This window comes from Nitrososphaerales archaeon (genome assembly GCA_025058425.1).
Lineage (GTDB): Archaea > Thermoproteota > Nitrososphaeria > Nitrososphaerales > JANXEG01 > JANXEG01.
On sequence record JANXEG010000025.1, the window covers coordinates 1 to 18,068 of the forward strand.

17 protein-coding genes and 1 tRNA gene are annotated in these 18,068 nt (G+C 42.1%); 4 read left to right on the plus strand and 14 right to left on the minus strand.

Annotated features, from left to right (window positions below; all coding sequences use genetic code 11):
* Nucleotides 1-409, plus strand: a 409-nt coding sequence (locus NZ896_03775) for a tRNA (5-methylaminomethyl-2-thiouridylate)-methyltransferase (GenBank protein ID MCS7116571.1), incomplete at its 5' end; no start/stop codon positions are given.
* A 146-nt stretch (nucleotides 410-555) separates the two neighbouring features.
* Here the strand turns inward: NZ896_03775 and NZ896_03780 are convergent.
* The 6 genes from NZ896_03780 to ilvB all read right to left on the minus strand — a co-directional run bounded on the left by NZ896_03780 (nucleotide 556) and on the right by ilvB (nucleotide 6,154).
* A tRNA-Pro gene (locus NZ896_03780) sits at nucleotides 556-632 on the minus strand.
* A 110-nt stretch (nucleotides 633-742) separates the two neighbouring features.
* Nucleotides 743-1,375 carry a hypothetical protein gene (locus NZ896_03785; GenBank protein ID MCS7116572.1) on the minus strand — a complete coding sequence of 211 codons (633 nt, stop codon included), beginning with the start codon at nucleotides 1,373-1,375 and terminating at the stop codon, nucleotides 743-745.
* A gap of 16 nt (nucleotides 1,376-1,391) precedes the next feature.
* Nucleotides 1,392-2,426: an isocitrate/isopropylmalate dehydrogenase family protein gene (locus NZ896_03790; GenBank protein MCS7116573.1), complete on the minus strand. Its 1,035-nt coding sequence runs from the start codon at nucleotides 2,424-2,426 to the stop codon at nucleotides 1,392-1,394.
* Nucleotides 2,427-2,453: 27 nt separating this feature from the next.
* The gene (locus NZ896_03795; protein ID MCS7116574.1) at nucleotides 2,454-3,980 is read right to left on the minus strand and encodes a 2-isopropylmalate synthase; all 1,527 of its coding nucleotides are present in this window, start codon (nucleotides 3,978-3,980) and stop codon (nucleotides 2,454-2,456) included.
* A 4-nt stretch (nucleotides 3,981-3,984) separates the two neighbouring features.
* A complete protein-coding gene (gene ilvN / locus NZ896_03800) occupies nucleotides 3,985-4,467 on the minus strand; it encodes an acetolactate synthase small subunit (protein ID MCS7116575.1) in 483 nt (160 codons plus the stop codon).
* 10 nt (nucleotides 4,468-4,477) lie between these two features.
* Nucleotides 4,478-6,154 carry a biosynthetic-type acetolactate synthase large subunit gene (gene ilvB / locus NZ896_03805; protein ID MCS7116576.1) on the minus strand — a complete coding sequence of 559 codons (1,677 nt, stop codon included), beginning with the start codon at nucleotides 6,152-6,154 and terminating at the stop codon, nucleotides 4,478-4,480.
* Nucleotides 6,155-6,489: 335 nt separating this feature from the next.
* Between ilvB and NZ896_03810 the strand changes: the two genes are divergently transcribed.
* The 3 genes from NZ896_03810 to NZ896_03820 all read left to right on the plus strand — a co-directional run bounded on the left by NZ896_03810 (nucleotide 6,490) and on the right by NZ896_03820 (nucleotide 10,914).
* Entirely contained in the window at nucleotides 6,490-7,647 is a 1,158-nt protein-coding gene (locus NZ896_03810; protein MCS7116577.1) for an MFS transporter, read from the plus strand.
* Nucleotides 7,648-7,651: 4 nt separating this feature from the next.
* The gene (gene ilvD / locus NZ896_03815; protein MCS7116578.1) at nucleotides 7,652-9,394 is read left to right on the plus strand and encodes a dihydroxy-acid dehydratase; all 1,743 of its coding nucleotides are present in this window, start codon (nucleotides 7,652-7,654) and stop codon (nucleotides 9,392-9,394) included.
* Nucleotides 9,395-9,570: 176 nt separating this feature from the next.
* The gene (locus NZ896_03820) at nucleotides 9,571-10,914 is read left to right on the plus strand and encodes an aspartate aminotransferase family protein (GenBank protein ID MCS7116579.1); all 1,344 of its coding nucleotides are present in this window, start codon (nucleotides 9,571-9,573) and stop codon (nucleotides 10,912-10,914) included.
* Nucleotides 10,915-11,112: 198 nt separating this feature from the next.
* On the opposite strand, the gene NZ896_03825 is transcribed toward NZ896_03820, so the two are convergent.
* The 8 genes from NZ896_03825 to NZ896_03860 form a co-directional block, all read right to left on the minus strand.
* Nucleotides 11,113-12,495, minus strand: coding sequence for an NUDIX domain-containing protein (locus tag NZ896_03825; protein MCS7116580.1), 1,383 nt, complete (start codon nucleotides 12,493-12,495; stop codon nucleotides 11,113-11,115).
* Nucleotides 12,496-12,558: 63 nt separating this feature from the next.
* A complete protein-coding gene (locus NZ896_03830; protein ID MCS7116581.1) occupies nucleotides 12,559-13,455 on the minus strand; it encodes a tetrahydromethanopterin S-methyltransferase subunit H in 897 nt (298 codons plus the stop codon).
* 63 nt (nucleotides 13,456-13,518) lie between these two features.
* Nucleotides 13,519-14,604 (minus strand): uroporphyrinogen decarboxylase family protein, encoded by a 1,086-nt coding sequence (locus tag NZ896_03835; protein MCS7116582.1) that lies wholly within the window; start codon nucleotides 14,602-14,604, stop codon nucleotides 13,519-13,521.
* A 76-nt stretch (nucleotides 14,605-14,680) separates the two neighbouring features.
* Entirely contained in the window at nucleotides 14,681-15,256 is a 576-nt protein-coding gene (locus tag NZ896_03840; protein MCS7116583.1) for a hypothetical protein, read from the minus strand.
* A 60-nt stretch (nucleotides 15,257-15,316) separates the two neighbouring features.
* Nucleotides 15,317-15,793, minus strand: coding sequence for an EVE domain-containing protein (locus NZ896_03845; GenBank protein ID MCS7116584.1), 477 nt, complete (start codon nucleotides 15,791-15,793; stop codon nucleotides 15,317-15,319).
* A 68-nt stretch (nucleotides 15,794-15,861) separates the two neighbouring features.
* On the minus strand, nucleotides 15,862-16,581 hold the full coding sequence (locus NZ896_03850; GenBank protein ID MCS7116585.1) for an ABC transporter ATP-binding protein: 720 nt from the start codon (nucleotides 16,579-16,581) through the stop codon (nucleotides 15,862-15,864).
* Nucleotides 16,574-17,335 (minus strand): ABC transporter ATP-binding protein, encoded by a 762-nt coding sequence (locus tag NZ896_03855; GenBank protein MCS7116586.1) that lies wholly within the window; start codon nucleotides 17,333-17,335, stop codon nucleotides 16,574-16,576. Before NZ896_03855 ends, NZ896_03850 begins: the two co-directional genes overlap by 8 nt.
* Before the next feature lie 24 nt (nucleotides 17,336-17,359).
* Nucleotides 17,360-18,068 (minus strand): ABC transporter substrate-binding protein (locus NZ896_03860; protein ID MCS7116587.1); only part of this gene is annotated, 709 nt, incomplete at its 5' end.

An 18,068-nucleotide genomic window follows, 5' to 3' on the forward strand; every position in this document is an offset into this window, starting at 1 on the left:
TTGCCTACTTACTGATCCTATCTTCTCTAAACGATTAAAAGATTTACTCACTCATACACCAAATCCTACACTTAATGATATTGAACTATTAAAGGTGGGTAGGCACTTCCGCCTCTCACCACAGGCGAAACTTGTTGTAGGCAGGGATAAGCTCGAGAATCAGAAGATTTTACTCTTAAAACTACCGTCTGACTTCATTCTTAAAGTGAATGAGTTCGTTGGTCCGATAAGTTTGGTAAGGGGTGAATTGAACGATGATTTGCTCAATCTTGCAGCAAGTATCACTGTAAGATATTCAGATGCACCAAAGGATCGCCCGGTATTGGTTGATGTGAAAAGGGAGGAAAGATCCTGGGAGCTTCGAGTGACCAGTATCGATGAAGAGAGGATCAAGCCATATAGAATTTAGTCATCAAAATATCACATCTTTACATTCAACTAATGTATTAAATTGAAGTAGAACCATCCCGTTAAAAGAAAGATGTAATAAAGTTTTGATAATAAACGAGTTGAAGTGTATTCTTAAGAAATTGGTCTCAAATTTTGAATCGTTAATGGTGGGGCCGGCAGGATTTGAACCTGCGACCTCCAGCGCCCAAGGCTGGCATCATACCATGCTAGACTACGGCCCCTACATATCATTAGAGCTTATTTCTATTTATTCATCGTAGTTGGTAATAAACCTTGAGGGTCTTCAACTTCCAACATATACAATCGCCATCATCAAAATTCGTTTTAAATTTTAATCATTCAAGAGAGTCCAGGCAGCCGATAATGCACCATACTCAGCAACGATCTGCGATCTACCACTACAGACGATGATCACATCGTTCTCTTGAGGGTGCATTGTATTATAAAGACGGTTCCATACATCATTTGGAAAATCTTTCTCACAATTTTCGCTCCCCATGGGTATTTTAAACTTACCATCTTTGAAGATCAGGGTCGTGGCTGCAGTAGCCCCTTCTTTAATGGCAGCATCCCTCTGCTCCAGACCTATCTTAACTTTATGTGCTCTATCTCTTACCAAAACAGCAACATTGTAACGATCTATAGCCAACTTACCGGCATCGATCGAGGATATCTTCGGGATCTTCTTCAATGAATCGATATAGAGTAACCTTCCTTTTTCAGTAAGGATGCACCCCGACCTTATAACCTTAATTACCCCTTCATCTTTAAGGCGTTGAATCAAGGTTCGTACAGCACCGAGTCCTAAATTTAACTCCTTCGCTAAATTCACCCTACCTAAGATATTCTTCTCACCCAAAAGTCGAATCGCTTTAAAGATATGTAGTTTAGAGAAGGTAATGGAAGGGCCAGCGTACCTTACCTTTACCAACTCTTCAATACTTTTAATACTTAGACTATCCATACAACTCTTCTAACTCTTATATGGGAATATTTGTAATTTCGTTTATCAGTGCAGATGTGAAATCTTGTGTGCGGCTCGAGCCGCCAAGATCTATAGTCTTGATCCCTTTCTCCAAAGTCCTCTTTACACCATTCTCTATCAGAAAGGCTCCCTTATTGCATAGAGGATCGTTACGCGTATTGGCCAACCATTCCAACATCATCTTCGCAGAGAGTATCATAGATATCGGGTTCGCGATACCTTTACCCGCTATATCGGGGGCAGAGCCATGGACCGGTTCAAATATTGCGAAGCGATCCCCAATATTGGCGGAAGGTGCCATACCCAAACCACCGACCAATTGGGCCGCTTCATCAGAAAGTATATCGCCAAACATATTCGTCGTTAAGATCACATCAAAATCTTCGGGCCTACGGATCAGATTCATAGCAGCAGCGTCAACGTACATCTCTGAGAATTTAATATCTTTATAGCGAGAAGCGACTTCTCTACAAGTTTCGACGAATAGTCCACAGGTCTTTCTCATTACATTCGCTTTATGTACACATACTACACTACGCTTACGATTTCTTAACTCGGCCAATCGAAAGGCCTGTTCAGCGATTCTTCGAGAGGCATTCCTACTTATAACACGTAAAGCTATAGCAACATCGCCCAGCTGAAATTCCAATCCTTTATAAAGATCTTCAGTATTCTCCCTCACTATCACAAAATCGATATCACCCTTCATACAGTTTGTGTGTAGATAACATTTTATTGGTCTTAAATTCACATATAGGTCGAGCATCTGTCTTAAAACGACGATCGTATCCATAGCCGTCTCACCAATGGGCCCTTTTAGACACGCATCAGAACCTTTTACAATAGAGATCGTCTCTTCAGGTAGCGCATGTCCAGTCTTCTTTAAGCAGGAATCGCCTGCCTCAGCAAATGTGAATTGGAATTTGAGCCCGAGCTTATCATGGACCTTCTCTAAAACATTTAAAGTGGCATCGACGATTTCAGGACCTATACCATCGCCCTTTATCACACATATCTTATATATACTCATCAGAATCACCCTATGAAGTATTTTAAATCATTGAGATTTTATAGAAGAAGAGAATTTTCTTCTCAAAAGGATCCTATTTATCCCTTCGATCATCGCATCTACACTAGCTACTACAATATCCTCGCCAGTCGCACGAGCAGCCGCGATATTTCCATCCCTATCTTCCACTTTGACCAACACATCAGCCAGAGCATCTGAACCACCGGTGATAGCCTCCAATCTATACTCCTTTAATCGAATACTCGCCAAATTATCCGTAATCTTCTGAATCGCTTTCATCGCCGAATCTACGGGGCCTACGCCCGTTTCTGCAGCAACGTAGACCTTACCATCGATTTCTAACTTTACCGAAGCGGTAGGAACGACCTTTATACCGGTAATTACGCCCAAATCTATAAGCTTAACGATCCTCTCTTCTTCCTTTATCTTCTCACATACTGAGCTCGCTATAGCCAATAGATCTGCATCGCTCAACCTTTTACCCTTATCACCGAGCTCCTTCACCCTTCTTACAATCTCTTTTAATTGCTCATCTGTAGGATGAATTCCGAGCTCTTCCAACTGTGCACGTATACCATGAGTCCCAGAATGCTTACCCGCCTGAAGCCATCTACGCCTACCTACGAGCTCCGGATCGAATGGCTCATACGTTAATGGGTGTGATAGTATTCCATGGGTATGAATACCCGATTCATGGCCGAAGGCATTTTCGCCCACGATCGCTTTATTGGGTTGGACTACGATGCCCATCATTCTCGATACCATACGTGATGTTTCATAGATAAGTCGTGTGTTGATTCTGGTCTTCTTACCATAGAGGCAATGTAGAGCCATCACAACTTCTTCTAGTGCAGCATTGCCCGCACGTTCACCGACACCATTGATGGTAAGGTGAGCCTGTGTAGCTCCAGCTTCGATACCAGCTAATGTATTTGCAACTGCCAATCCAAAGTCATTATGGCAATGGAGGCTTATTGGTACGTTACAGTGTGCTTTAACCAACTTTACAAGCTCGGCGATCTTCGTCGGTGTGGCAACACCGACTGTATCGGGAATATCGATCCTATCCGCTCCTGCATCAGTAACCGCTTTGAAGATTTTTATCAAAAATTCAGGGTCTGAACGGGTCGCATCTTCAGCCGAGAATTCTACGGTAAGGCCATGGCTTTTGATATACTCCACAGCTTCTACAGCTTTTTGAAGCGCATCCTCTCTCGTTATTTTAAGCTTGTACTTCAAATGTGTATCGGATGTAGCGATAAATGTATGTATACATGAAACGCCACAATCTATTGCGAGATCGATATCCTTCTTCTCCACCCTCGCCAACCCACAAATTTCAGCATTCAGACCAGCTTTCGCTATGAGTTTAACACTTTCAACTTCACCTTGGGATGTTATAGGAAAGCCAGCCTCGATCGTGTCGACACCTAATCTATCGAGCTGCTTGGCAATCTCCAACTTTTGTTGTGGTGTGAGAGATACACCCGGTGTCTGTTCACCATCCCTTAAAGTCGTATCAAAGATTCTGATGAAGGGTCCATCTTGGTTCATAGATCTAACCTCTCGTAAGTGCAGTTACGCCCGTCCTTGCGAGCTCTTTAATACCAAAGGGCGATATGATTTTAATAAATGCATCGATCTTCTCTGGAGTACCAGTAATCTCTACCGTGATATGCTCGGTCGAGACATCGACGACTTTACTATCGAATACGTTCGCATAACTTATAATCTCCAATCTACTCTTAGTTTCGATGGCGTTAAGTTTGATGAGTGCCAACTCTCGGTAGATCGCATTTTGAGGATCGATTACATCGACATGGACAACATCTATGAGTTTAGCGAGTTGTTTTACCAACTGTTTCAAAGTCGGCTCATCAGCATTAATTACGATCGTCATTCGAGAAAGGTCCGTCTTCTCCGTAGTCCCTACGGTGATGCTATCAATATTAAAGCCTCTCGCACGGAACATATTCGAGACTTTGTAAAGAACACCGGGTTTATTCTCCACGATCGTCGAAATTATACGCATTTTATTCATAATTCATCACTCACGCTAAAACCATATCCTTTAAGGCCGAACCGGGCACTACGAAAGGAAACACATTCTCTTCGGGAGAGATTGGTACATCGATAACCGTGGTAACATCGCTCTTTAATGCGAGCCTTACAGCCTTGGAGAATTCATCCATAGATTGAACCCTTATACCCTGTGCACCGTAAGCTTCAGCCAATTTGACCATATCGGGCACATTATGTAGATCGACAGCGATCATCCTCCTATTGTAAAACATGCGTTGCCACTGTGCTACCATGCCTAACACACTGTTATTCAGTATGACCACGATGACGGGTATCTTCTCTAAGACGGATGTAGCCAAAGAGTTTGCCGTCATTCCAAAGCTACCATCGCCCGCAATATCTACCACAGGTACATTTGGACAAGCGACCTTCGCTCCAATTGCAGCTGGAAAACCGAAGCCCATAGTTCCCAAACCTGTTGAGCTGAAGAACGTCCCGGGTTTTATTACATCAAAGTGAAGGGATGCCCACATCTGATTTTGACCGACCTCTGTAGTAACGATAGTATCGATGGGGAGGAGCTCTCGAAGTTTTTTGAGGATTTTAGGAGCGGTTATTTCTTTACTACCAAGATCTTGTCTATTGCGGAACTGTTGCTTTACCTCCTCAACCCTCTCTAACCATTTGGTACGATCCTTCTTTATGGCCTTTTTGATCAAGACCTTTAAGAGTTCTGTCAAGATTACCTTCACATCCCCGATGATAGGGATATGTACTGGCAGATTCTTCTCGATTTCAGATGGATCGATATCCGCATGAATAATCTTAATACCAGTAGCGATAAAATCATCAAACCTTCCCACAGATCTATCGGAGAACCTTGATGCTACAGCAAGCAATACGTCAGCTTCCGTAATCAATTTATTCGCTTCTGGATGGCCATGCATTCCAACGGGCCCTAGTGATAGAGGATGATTCTCTGGGAAGCTACCTTTACCCTTGAAGGTCGTCACTACGGGTGCTTGTAAGAACTCTGCTACAGCCTGAAGCTCTTGAAATGCATTGGCGATGATAACCCCTCCGCCCGACATAATCATGGGCCTTTCAGCAGAAAGGAGCATATCTGCAGCCTTGGCGATAGCCGATGGATCTGGTTGAACATCCGGGTTATAACCCCTTATTTTAACGCTATCTGGGAATACCATATCCGCAGTTTTATCCTGTACATCTTTCGGCAAATCTATTAATACGGGTCCAGGCCTTCCCGTTGTAGCTATGTAAAAAGCTTTCTTCACAGTCAAGGGAATTTCAGATGGATCCCTCGGTTGCATATTATATTTTGTGATCGGCGTCGATATCCCTATAATATCTGTCTCTTGGAATGCGTCCTTCCCGATCATAGATGTTGGAACCTGGCCAGTGATAGCTACAATCGGGGATGAATCCATGTACGCAGTAGCCAACCCAGTAACTAGGTTCGTGGCACCGGGACCAGAGGTAGTCATACAGACACCCGCCCTACGACTTACTCTCGCATATCCGTCAGCCATATGAGCAGCGGACTGTTCATGTCTGACAAGAATGTGTCTAATATCGGCATCGTATAATTCATCGTATACACGCATAATAGCACCTCCCGGTAACCCGAATATTACTTCGACTTTCTCACGCTTCAGGGCCTTTATCAAAGCCTTCGCGCCGGACATTACAACCAAACATAATCACCTCTTATACAAATTTCATAGGACTCACATGAGGTGTGTGAGTCCTACTACTTAATAAGGATAACAATCACTAAGGACTCTCTGAGCAACTCTGCTACTTTAAGTTGCGCTTCACGCTTTATGGTGTTCATACCCTTATTTATCATTTAAAGTGCTTTAAGCAAAATCTATTAATAAGTTTATCGATGTAAGCTCGATATTTAGGAAAAGGCTTCACATAGAATTTAAGATTAAAGATGAGTGGCAAGTAGAACTTTTCCAAATCCTTATTTATCGGCTTAATTAAAATTAATGGCGTTGAGGTAAATAGAATTAAAATGCAGAAGAGATTTTTACTCTATCTGCTTGGCTTCGCCCACTCATTGAACCATTCTCTATTTCTCGCTCTTCCACCATTGGTACCATTGATGATTACCCAAATGGGAGTCTCGATAAAGATCATCAGTACATTTGCAACGATAGGTTACTTCATCTACGGTTTTGGATCGATAGTTGGTGGCATATTGACGAACAGACTGGGAGAGCTAAAAGTATTGATCCTTTGTATAACCCTCTCGGGCGTTAGTACGATCATCATATGCTTATCCCCAAACTTACTGGGCTTCGCATCGGGATTTCTTATTATGTCGATCTGGGCGAGCTTTTATCACCCTACTGCGTATAGTCTGATTTCAAAGGTTTATAAATTAAATTTGGGTGCAGCCTTTGGCATGCATGGTGCTATAGGGAATGTAGGGCAGATCTTTACACCCACGATCTCCGCATTCATCGGCCTCTACTACGGTTGGCAATATTCTTTTCTCACATTCGGTATCCTAACCATCATGGCAGCGATTCCACTGTATAAATTTCACATCGAAGGATTAAAAGAAGGCGAAATGGATATGGATACCTTTCTTAACCTATTCAAAAGATCGACCTTTTGGAAACTTTATGCCTTCAACATCTTTAATGGTTCAGTATTTAGGAGTGTCGAATTTATTCTACCGACCTTTTTGGTCATCGTCAAATCCCTCAAGGTAGAAGTTGCTGGATACGCCATGTCTATTATGTTAGTAGCAGGGATTCTAGGGCAGCTCATCGGAGGGAGGTTGGCCGATAAATTCGGGAGTTATAAGATGCTCATAGCGGAGAGTCTAGGGATCGCTATATCTTTGATACTTTTGATCTTCATCCCCTCCCCTATAATGGGGATCGCTCTATTCGTAATAATTTATGGGATTTCGATGTATGCATCGTATCCGAGCTTCAATTATTTAGCCGCATTTGTAAGCGAACCACAGATTAGAGGGGCGTTGTACGGCTTTCTATTCTTTATGACATTTGGATGTGGGTCGCTATCTGTATTCTTAACAGGGCTCATATCACATGAATATGGTGCCGATGTAGCTATTATGGTATTAATAGTAATAGCCATCCTCGCACTTATAGTATCGATATTTCTACCGAAGGCGAGAAAGGTAGAGAGCAATTAAGAGGATGACCGAATTGAAAAGTTTAATAGATAAGTCGTACAATTCTTTCTGTAAAATGGATAAGTTGGAGAGAAAAATTAAAAATTTGAAACATCGAAGCTGGGAAGTCACGGAGGGTCTCGAAAGGGCGCCCCATAGATCACTCTTCAAAGCGATGGGTTATACGGATAGTGATCTTGAGAAACCGTTGATCGGTGTAGCTAATTCATGGAATGAAATTATACCTGGGCATATACATCTAAATGAAATTGCAAAATTTGTGAAGTCTGGTGTGAGGGAAGCGGGTGGTACGCCGATAGAATTCTCTACGATAGGAATCTGTGATGGTATAGCGATGGGCCATGAAGGGATGCGCGCATCCTTGGTGAGTAGAGAAGTCATCGCCGATTCCATAGAGCTGATGGCCCATGCCCACAGATTCGACGCTCTTGTATTGATAGCTAGTTGTGATAAAATTGAGCCGGGTGCGATCATGGCCGCAGCAAGGCTCAACATACCATCTATATTCATAAATGGCGGGCCGATGGTCGCTGGACAGTACAAAGGGAGGAATATCAGCATCATCGATGTGTTCGAAGCGGTAGGTGCGGCAATTAGTGGGAAAATCTCTAAGGAAGAGCTGATCGAAATAGAGAATTGTGCCTGCCCTGGTGCGGGTTCCTGTGCAGGTTTATTCACAGCTAACACGATGGCGATAGCTATCGAAGTTTTGGGATTATCTTTACCATACAGTGCGACGATTCCTGCGATAGATCCGAGAAGGTATGATGTTGCCCGAGAGACCGGTAGAACGATCTTAAAGGCCCTTGAATTGGGGATAAAACCTCGCGATATCCTCACCTATGAAGCTTTTGAGAATGCGATCGCTGTAGATGTTGCATCGGGAGGTTCAACGAACGCAGTACTCCATTTGACTGCGATCGCATATGAAGCAGGGGTTAAGTTAACTCTGGATGACTTTGATAGGATAAGTGCACGTGTCCCACACATCGTCGACCTTATACCGGGAGGTAGATACATGATGCAAGACCTTGATAGGGTGGGTGGTGTACCGGCGATTATGAAGGTCCTTTATAAGAATGGGCTCATTCACGGTGAAGTTTTAACGATCAATGGCAAGACCGTTGCCGAAAATCTAAGGGATGTAGTAATATCGATGAATCAAGATGTCATCCGCCCACTTACGAATCCAATAAGACCTACGGGCACTTTAGTCACATTAAAAGGGAACATTGCTCCCTTAGGCGCGGTTATTAAAGTTGCAGGGCTGAAGAAGCTGATACATTCAGGTCCAGCGAGGGTATTCGATTCAGAGAAGGAAGCGAGTGAAGCTGTCTTTCAAAATAGAATACAGAAGGGTGATGTCGTAGTTATTCGTTATGAAGGGCCGAAAGGTGGCCCAGGGATGCCAGAAATGCTCTCCATTACTGCAGCGATCGTCGGACAAGGGTTGGGAGAAGATGTCGCTCTGATCACAGACGGTAGATTCTCAGGAGCTACAAGAGGTATGATGGTTGGACACGTCTCTCCGGAAGCGGCCGAGGGTGGACCGATAGCGCTACTGAAGGATGGGGATATAATTACGATAGATATCCCGAAAAAGAGTTTAATGGCGGATGTTTCACAAGAGGAATTCGAGAAGAGGTTTCGGGAGTGGAAGCCACCACCTCCACGATACCCACACGGTGCGCTTGCCAAATACGCTAAATTGGCATCATCGGCCGCTACGGGTGCTATACTAACGTGAATATTAAGCTATAATTAAGCTAACATATCGAATGACCTACATTTATACTACATCGCTCTTCTTCTGTGTCTTAAGAATTTAATAAAATCTACTACGATCATCACTTCTACATTTGCTAAATATTGGTAGAATCAGCAAAAGATTTTTTAATGACGTTTTGAACTTTATTTTATTCAATGAACTTTGAGGAACTTCCGAAGATTGAAGTAAAACCACCTGGACCAAAGTCTAAGGAGCTCATGGAGCTCAGAAATAAATACGTACCTAAGAGTGTATATAGTCTTACACCGATATTCATAGAGTCTGGAGATGGAGCTTTGCTTAGGGATGTGGATGGTAACGTTTACATAGATTTTGCCACCGTAATCTCCTGTCTAAACCTTGGGCATAGAAATCCTGAAGTTTTAGATGCAATAAAGAAACAACTCGAAAAACATCTACATTTATGCTTTCATCTTACACCATATGAAAGCTACGTAAGGTTGGCTGAGAAGTTAGCCTCGATCGCTCCCGGAGGGTTCTCTAAAAAGGTCCTTTTGGTGAATAGCGGGGCGGAAGCGGTGGAGAATAGTGTGAAGGTTGCAAGGAGGTTTACCAAGAAGCCTGGGATAATAGCCTTTGAGAATGCTTTTCATGGAAGGACCTTCATGGCTCTAACCCTTACGAGTAGCATAATGCCTTATAAATATGGATTCGGCCCATTTATGCCCGATGTGTATAGGCTTCCTTACGCATACTGCTACCGTTGCCCCTTCAACCTTGAATACCCTTCATGTGGTATAGAATGTATTGAGTATATTAGGAATGTATTAAATACCAGTATCTCGCCCGATGATATCGCTTCCATAATCTTTGAACCGATCCAAGGCGAGGGTGGCTTTGTAATCGCTCCAAAAGAGTTCATTCAAGGCTTAAGAAAGATCTGTGATGAATATAGTATTTTGATGATAGATGATGAGATACAGAGCGGTATGGGTAGGACTGGAAAAATGTTCTATATTGAGCATATCGGTGTAATTCCAGATGTAATTACGATGGGGAAGTCTCTTGGTGGAGGTTTACCGTTGTCCGCTGTCATAGGTAGAGAAGACATCATGGATGCACCACAGGTAGGAGGCCTTGGCGGGACATTTTATGGGAATCCTGTAGGTTGTGTGGCTGGGCTCAAGACGATCGAATTGATCGAAAAGTTGTTACCAGATGTGCCTAGACTCGGAGAGATCGCGATGAAGAGGCTTAAAGAAATGCAGGAGAAGTATGAGATCATGGGTGATGTAAGAGGGATTGGGCTCATGCTCGCTGTAGAGTTCGTCGAGGATAGGAAAACGAAGAAGCCAGCCACAGAGAAGAGGAATAAGGTCATAGCAGAATGCTATAAGAATGGTTTGATAACTGTGGGAGCGGGTGCTTATAAGAATGTTATAAGATTACTCCCACCTCTGAATATAAGTAGAGAGCTTCTGAATAAGGGTTTAGATATTTTAGAGAGAGTCATTAAAGAAGTGCAAAAGGGTCTTTAATATAAATCCATCAAATTTGACATAATCGTACTTTAGCCACTCCTAGATCTCAGCATGAGTTTGGCTGATTTATTCTATGATACCAACGTCAAAACCTCAAAAATCATCTTGCTTAATGTGGCCAAATTTATAAAACTAAAAAAGGTTGTTTTAAGTTAAAAGATTATATAGGATCTTTGGATTTGATGCCATTAGTATTTATGGTAGATAGATATTTTCAACGATCCTCTCCATATGTTGAATCACCTCGCCTGGTTTGATCCTACCTTCTTCCATGATTATCTCTGTGATGTACCGTGATGGTGTTATATCGAAATAGATATTTCGAGCTTTTATACTGGGAGGGGCGTTGGGGTATAAAATTTCTGAAGGATCTTTTTCTTCTAGGGTGAATCTTAAGCCTAAATAACTTCTTACATCAAACTTACACTTTTCACAGACCGTATAGAATGGTACACCTTTATCTTTCGCAGCTAGAGCTAAACTATATGTACCTACTTTATTCACCAAAGAACCATCAGTTAGGATACTATCGGCACCTACCAAGACCAGATCTGAATCACCTACAAAGTAGCCAGCAGCGGAATCTGTAATCAAGGTTACAACAACATTTTCACCTTTACCTTCGAGCAACAACCCTTCTGCTAACTTCCTACCTTCGAATAGAGGCCTTGACTCCGTAATGTACACGCTCATTCTCTTACCCTCCTGAAGCGCATATTTCAGAGTTTGTAAGACGGTGGAGCTGAAGCTGTGTGTGATTATAGTAGCATCGTCTGGAATTAAATCCGATGCATACTTAGCAACCTTTAAGACCGCACTTCGAGTTTCATCTATAACTTTATCGATCTCGCTAGATATGAAGGCCTTCATATTAGAGATAGAGTGCTCAAAACCTTTCGACTTTGAGTAAGATAGTAATCGATAGAGTACAGAGCCGATAAGATTCGTTAAAGGAGCCATACTCGGTCTAGAGAGTATCAACTCTCTACCGAGAGTCATCAAGTATCTAATAAATTCGTTTAGAGAAGAAGTTTCGATCCGTTCAGAGGCTAACTTTAGTATCTTCAAAGCTTCGATCGCGAGCCATACCGACCCATGCTCACGATCATTTCTAACTTTATCAATTTCATCCTTTATGATCGCATCGATCGTGATAGTTTGAGGATGGAGAGAGGTAGGGGCTACCCTTTCCAAGGCTTCTTTCAACATCGGAACCGTACTGTATTTGAGTATTTCGTGAGGTTCGATCCACCGTGACTCTACATGCTCCCAATTTAACCGAATAGTATCGGAATTCGTATCGAATAGGAATGGGTAGACTACCCACACTACGCCGTGATCTTTATCGACTACGATCAAGGGGTCGCCTTGCTTGATCAGATTTATACGATCTTTGGTTAGGCCCAATTCTTCTTCTATCTCCTTTACAGCTCTAGCCTGAGGATCCTCACCTTTCTCTAAATAACCACTTATCCCAGCCCACTTACCTTTATAACTACTTACTCGATCACTCCTCTTTAGAATCAATACCTTCCCATCAAATCGAAGAAAAGAAGTAACTACGTGCTTTACATTCAAATTTTATCACATTAAAATTTTGTAATGTGATTGAAGCAATTAAAGTTTAATGTATTAGGTGATTTAGGCGATCTTGTAACGAGGATGGCTTCGATCTGGCCTCTTTCCTCGCTCCATACATAGTTGGCTGTACGCTACATTTACCATGGCGATCGTAGGGAATACAATCTTTGCATTCTCTATCGGACCGTAGAGTATAAAGTCTGCACCCGCTGCTACAGCTATCGCTGAAGCGACAGCGCTCGCTGGCTTTATCACATAATCACCGATCTTCTCTCTTACACCCCTCCATAAAGCTATCGCATTATGTACACCACAACCAGCGGGCAAGCCGAATTCATCCTTGATTCGATAGATGGCTTCACAAGCCATCCCGAGGCTAGGTATATCAAGGACACATGTATCTATCAATGTACTTTCGATACCAACTCGTTCTGCTATACTCAAAAGATCCTTGGCCTTTATAATCCTCCCATTCGTAGAGAAGTCTTTGGTATTTATCGTAAGGAGTATAGCATTCTTAACACCAGATTCTTTGATCGCATTCAATTCCTCTTCCTTAGGATCGGATAGCGAATTGTAGATTATAGCATTCTTAACACCAGATTCTTTGATATACTTTAAAGCTTCAATCCTCACACTTGCCGTAATACCATCTATTCCGATGATACCATCGGTAACGCTCGAAACGTAATCGATGTACTTGACGATCGCTTTAGGACTTCCTCCTATGATATCGATAACGTGAGGTAGACCAGTTTTATCTGAGTACTCCTCTTGAGCCTTTATCAAAGCTTCAGCCTTTTCTCTATCGAAAATCCCTTCCTTCTCATCACTGACGATCTTATGCCCTCTATAGAATATACTACCAATTAGAAGAGTGGGCCGTTCACCGGGATAACCACCGACTTCAATATTACCTATTTTAAAGGTCTTCTGTGGTGTACGAAAGATCCACATCGAAACCCTACTAGATTAAATCGGATTTGGTTAAAAAAATTTTGGAATAATTGAAGAATAGGGTTATAATCTTGATGGATGCTTACCATAAAGTTTGGATGCTTCAACTATAGCTCGAATATTCTCTATCGGTGTACCTACAGGAACACTGCCAGATACAGATAGTATAAAGCCACCATTGTAACCACCCTCTTCAATGACCCGTTTACAAGCTTGAATTACGTCAATGGGCTTACCTTTGATGATCTCATTGTATGGTGATAGACCGCCCATTAGACAGATCTTATCCTTAAGCATATTCTTAACTTTTGAAGTGGTAATATCTGGTCCATAATGAAGTATATTTATCGGAAGTTTTTGAATTTCACTCAGAATATGCATGATATTCGCACAACTGTGGAGGATTATGATCGTACCACTACCCGTGAACTTCTCACAGATCTCCTTTAGGTAAGGGTTAGAGAATTTTAGGTATTGAGCTTTGCTCAAAAACGAGATACTATCTTCAAATAAGATTACCAATCTCTTACCTCCAGTTACACTACACTGGGCTTCAATCCATTCGATTACCGTCCGAGTGGTTATCTTCATCAAATGATGAATCAGATCGGGATTTTTGTGAAGATTTAATAAAAGGTTATCATAACCTACGATGAGTGAAGCGATATCCATAGGACCCATCGCTACGGCCATGCCTTCTAAATAACGATAACCATACCTTAAATCGATGGGTAGATGGTCTACCATGTATTGATAGGCCTCTAGAGCGAGGGGCATCAAACCATCCGTGTAAGGATCGGGTACTTCCAAATGCTCTACATCTTCGAACCTCTTTAAAGTAGATTCAACCCTGGGAGGGGCATCCTCTTTAAAGATGACCTTACACCCCAAGGCTGAAGCTTCTACAGTGTAGTTAAAATCGGGCCATATACCAGGTAGAAAGAGTATATCTGGAAAGGATTCGACCAGTCTGAGCTGTAACAGAAACTTCCTTTTATAATCGCGTCCCCAGTACTCTATCTGATGATTTAAAGGGATATTTGAGAAGTATATTATAAAGTCTCCAGTGGCTAATAATGAGACAGGGATCTGATCGGGTATCTGGAGATGTGCCGCTTTCTCAAAATTTATTCGTATAAAATTCGTCATTATATAGCCCTTTTAACTTTTTTAACTTTTCAACTTCTAAAGACCTTTGTTTACAATTGGTAAGTCAACTGTACGATCAAATCAACCACTCAACCTTCACTTTACCACTCAATATGTGAAGTGCTCTGCTAATTATCGCTGGATCTAGATCCTGCCAGATGATTTCTTCATCATATATCTTTAGATCAGAGATTGAAGATTCCGCTTTCTCAGCCAATTCTTCCATCGCCTCCCTGATCTCTCGCCCAGTTCTAGCGATTACACCATCACTAGTTATAGATCCGAATGCGATTCTGCACACAGGGGGCTTTGTAGGCTTGATAGTTACACGTGTCGCAGAATACTTATTTGTAACCTCTTCCACGAAGTCCGGAAGTTTATCGATCGGCTGATTGCCAGTCAACTTAAACTCTATACCTTGAACGGTTTCTCTTACCAAGAATCTACCAAGGTTTATCGATATCGCTCCCTCCGCTTGAGTCCCTCTCTTCACAGCACCTATCAACCTCACCTTCTGCCCCTCAGATAAAAGGAACCTTCTTGCCAATTCGGGTGGGATGGTAATCACTAAACTATTACCACTCTTCCTTATCGATGCTTCGAAGAAGACAGTATCGAATATCCACTTCTCCTTACGCTCAGCCTCATACATACACCTATATTTTGTATTAAGAATTATTTATGTAATTCCCCGATACTATATAAAGAAGATTTAAGTGATTGAAGAATTCTTCGCTCTGCCCATTAGAACGATCCTATTAAAGTCCTCCTCTTTAATGGCCCTTACCCCTCCTCTGAAGTACATCTTCGCTTTATTCAGATCCTTTATAAAAGATAACTTCGGTGCTACCTCATTTAACTCGACTGGATCATTCCAAATTTCGACCTCTCTTAAATCTACGACGTAATCCATAGTCGATGAAGGTAGGCCCATGGCAACCCTTTTCTCTACTTCAGATACCGGATAGACCTCTGAAGCTAACGTACACATACCTACAAACTTCCTCCCTTCTTTACCAGCCAGATAAAAGATCACCTTATCTCCTCGCTTTATTGATTTAAAGTTGGGAGTTTTCGAGTTAAGTGACCAAAATCCATACTTAACTCTATTAGCTAGTACTTCACTAGCTGGGATGATTACGTTCCCCTTTAAGTGATCCTTAACCACAAAGATAAAGTACCTCGTCATAACTTCTAATGTAGAAGTTAAAGAGTAAGATATTTATCTATTTAATTTAGCAGATATGATATTAAGGTCTAACTCTTAACTCCCAAATAGAGTGAACTTAACTCTGAGTGATTTAATAGTTCATTTGGTTCACCCTCGAAGATTATCCTTCCATTGACGAATAATAATGCCCTATTACCCCTCTCCAAAGCCTTTCTCGCATTCTGCTCCACTAATACTACCGTTATACCATACTCATCTCTGAGCTTGATTATTTCATCAAAGATCTGTAAAGCCATCTTGGGAGAGAGGTTAGCGGTTGGCTCATCGAAGAGCATAACCTTCGGCCTTCTTACCAAAGCCATAGCCATAGCCAATATCTGCCTCTCCCCTCCACTTAGTGTGATCGCCTTTCTATTCCAAAATGCTTTTATCATAGGAAAATATTCGGTAACTTCCTTTATTCTCTCTTGAGTTGTATATTTATCAAGAGTGTAACTCGACATGATCAGATTCTCTTTCACAGTTAGATTCAAGAAGACATTTCCGATCTGTGGTAGATAGGCTATACCCTCTTTTGCCAATTGGTGTGGTGATAAACCAGTTATCTCCTTATTCATGTAAAAGATTCTGCCAGAGTATATAGTGGTCAATCCACAGATGGTCTTTAGGAAGGTACTTTTGCCACTACCATTCGGTCCAACCACGACGGTGATCTTTCCACGCTCTATAGTTGTGTTTACATCAAAAAGAACTTGAAAACTTTGGTAACCAGCGTTGATATTCTCAACCCTTAACAATTCAACCACCCAAGTACCCTTCTATCACTTTCGGATCCCTTAAGACTTCATCCCCCGATCCATGAGATACTATCCTCCCTTGAATCATCGCATAGACATCATCGACATGCTTCAAAGCGATCTCAAGCCTATGTTCCACAATAAGAAAAGTGATATCCAAAGCGTCTTTAATATTCACCATATGAGAGAATATTTTATGTGCCAAAGTTGGGTTTACACCTGAAGCTGGTTCATCCATGAGTATCATCTTGGCACCGAACATGAGTGCCCTCCCTATCTCTAAAAGCTTTAACTGTCCTCCACTCAAAGTGTAGGAAGGTTTATCGTAAAGGTGGCTCATCTCCAACAGATCCAAAATCTTAAAGGCCCTCTCAACATCATCTCTTTCCTTCTTGATCCAGAATCTACGTATCGGTGCTTTAAAGAATGCTTCACCGGGGTTTGAAGAGGCTACCAGCATATTCTCTAACACAGATAACTTTATAAATGGTGATGGGATTTGGAAAGTCCTTACTAGACCTAGTTGCGCGATTCGATTCGGATGCATATTGGTAATATCTTTACCATCGAAGCTTATCTGCCCTTCATCAGGCTTGTAGAATCCAGATATAATATTTATTAGAGTTGTTTTACCGCTACCATTCGGACCTATAAGCATTGTAAGCCTACCTTTCACTATATCCATATCTACACCATCGACTACGGTAAATCCGCCGAATCTTTTCTTAACCCCTCTTAAAATTAGTATGCTATCGTTCACCATAAAGTCATAAAAAAATAGGTTGGTTTAGTATTTAACGAGCCATGTCACACTATCCGTCGCTGCACTATAGTAGCCTACCTTCTCCCACTTTGGCGTACCGTCCTTCATGACGATCGCCCATAGATCGTAATCGGCAGTCTCCCGATCCCCAGCTGGATTGAGCTTGATCCAACCACTCGCACCGAATGTATTTTCAGCCACGGTCGGTAAAACACTTCTGATCGCATCAGCATCATACTTACCAGCTACAAGTATACTTTGAACTACAACCCAAAGGGCATCGTAAGAATTATACGCATAGGGATCGGACTTTCTTCCAAACCTCTTCTCTATGTAATCTCTCAACTTTATGAGCTTCTCGGACTCGGCCGGTGCAAAGTATGTATTTAGGAACTTTGTCGCTACAGAGAACCTTGATGCGACCGCATCCTTTTCTATACGGCTCGAGAGGGCGGTACCATCACTACCGAACCATCTAACTCTCAATAAGATTGGGTAATCATTAGCTTGAGTGAAGAGTGTAGCTGCTTCTTCAAATGCTACCAAGTAAACACCGACCTTTTCGCTACCCCATCTTCTAACAGCTTCATCGACCCTCGATGCGAGAACTCGAACTTCAGCGGAGAATTCTTTTGCATCTGGGGCGTATCTGATACCTTCAAGGACCGTCCCACCCAATTCTTTAAACCTTTTCGATGTTGCATCTACCAATCCATCGCCCCACGCATCCCCC

Bases quoted from the DNA above. Each gene is read 5' to 3' on its own strand.
- NZ896_03785 (MCS7116572.1), bottom strand. From the start codon at position 1,375: ATGGATAGTCTAAGTATTAAAAGTATTGAAGAGTTGGTAAAGGTAAGG.
- NZ896_03790 (MCS7116573.1), bottom strand. From the start codon at position 2,426: ATGAGTATATATAAGATATGTGTGATAAAGGGCGATGGTATAGGTCCT.
- NZ896_03795 (MCS7116574.1), bottom strand. From the start codon at position 3,980: ATGAACCAAGATGGACCCTTCATCAGAATCTTTGATACGACTTTAAGG.
- ilvN (MCS7116575.1), bottom strand. From the start codon at position 4,467: ATGAATAAAATGCGTATAATTTCGACGATCGTGGAGAATAAACCCGGT.
- ilvB (MCS7116576.1), bottom strand. From the start codon at position 6,154: ATGTCCGGCGCGAAGGCTTTGATAAAGGCCCTGAAGCGTGAGAAAGTC.
- NZ896_03810 (MCS7116577.1), top strand. From the start codon at position 6,490: ATGCAGAAGAGATTTTTACTCTATCTGCTTGGCTTCGCCCACTCATTG.
- ilvD (MCS7116578.1), top strand. From the start codon at position 7,652: ATGACCGAATTGAAAAGTTTAATAGATAAGTCGTACAATTCTTTCTGT.
- NZ896_03820 (MCS7116579.1), top strand. From the start codon at position 9,571: ATGAACTTTGAGGAACTTCCGAAGATTGAAGTAAAACCACCTGGACCA.
- NZ896_03830 (MCS7116581.1), bottom strand. From the start codon at position 13,455: ATGTGGATCTTTCGTACACCACAGAAGACCTTTAAAATAGGTAATATT.
- NZ896_03835 (MCS7116582.1), bottom strand. From the start codon at position 14,604: ATGACGAATTTTATACGAATAAATTTTGAGAAAGCGGCACATCTCCAG.
- NZ896_03840 (MCS7116583.1), bottom strand. From the start codon at position 15,256: ATGTATGAGGCTGAGCGTAAGGAGAAGTGGATATTCGATACTGTCTTC.
- NZ896_03845 (MCS7116584.1), bottom strand. From the start codon at position 15,793: ATGACGAGGTACTTTATCTTTGTGGTTAAGGATCACTTAAAGGGGAAC.
- NZ896_03855 (MCS7116586.1), bottom strand. From the start codon at position 17,335: ATGGTGAACGATAGCATACTAATTTTAAGAGGGGTTAAGAAAAGATTC.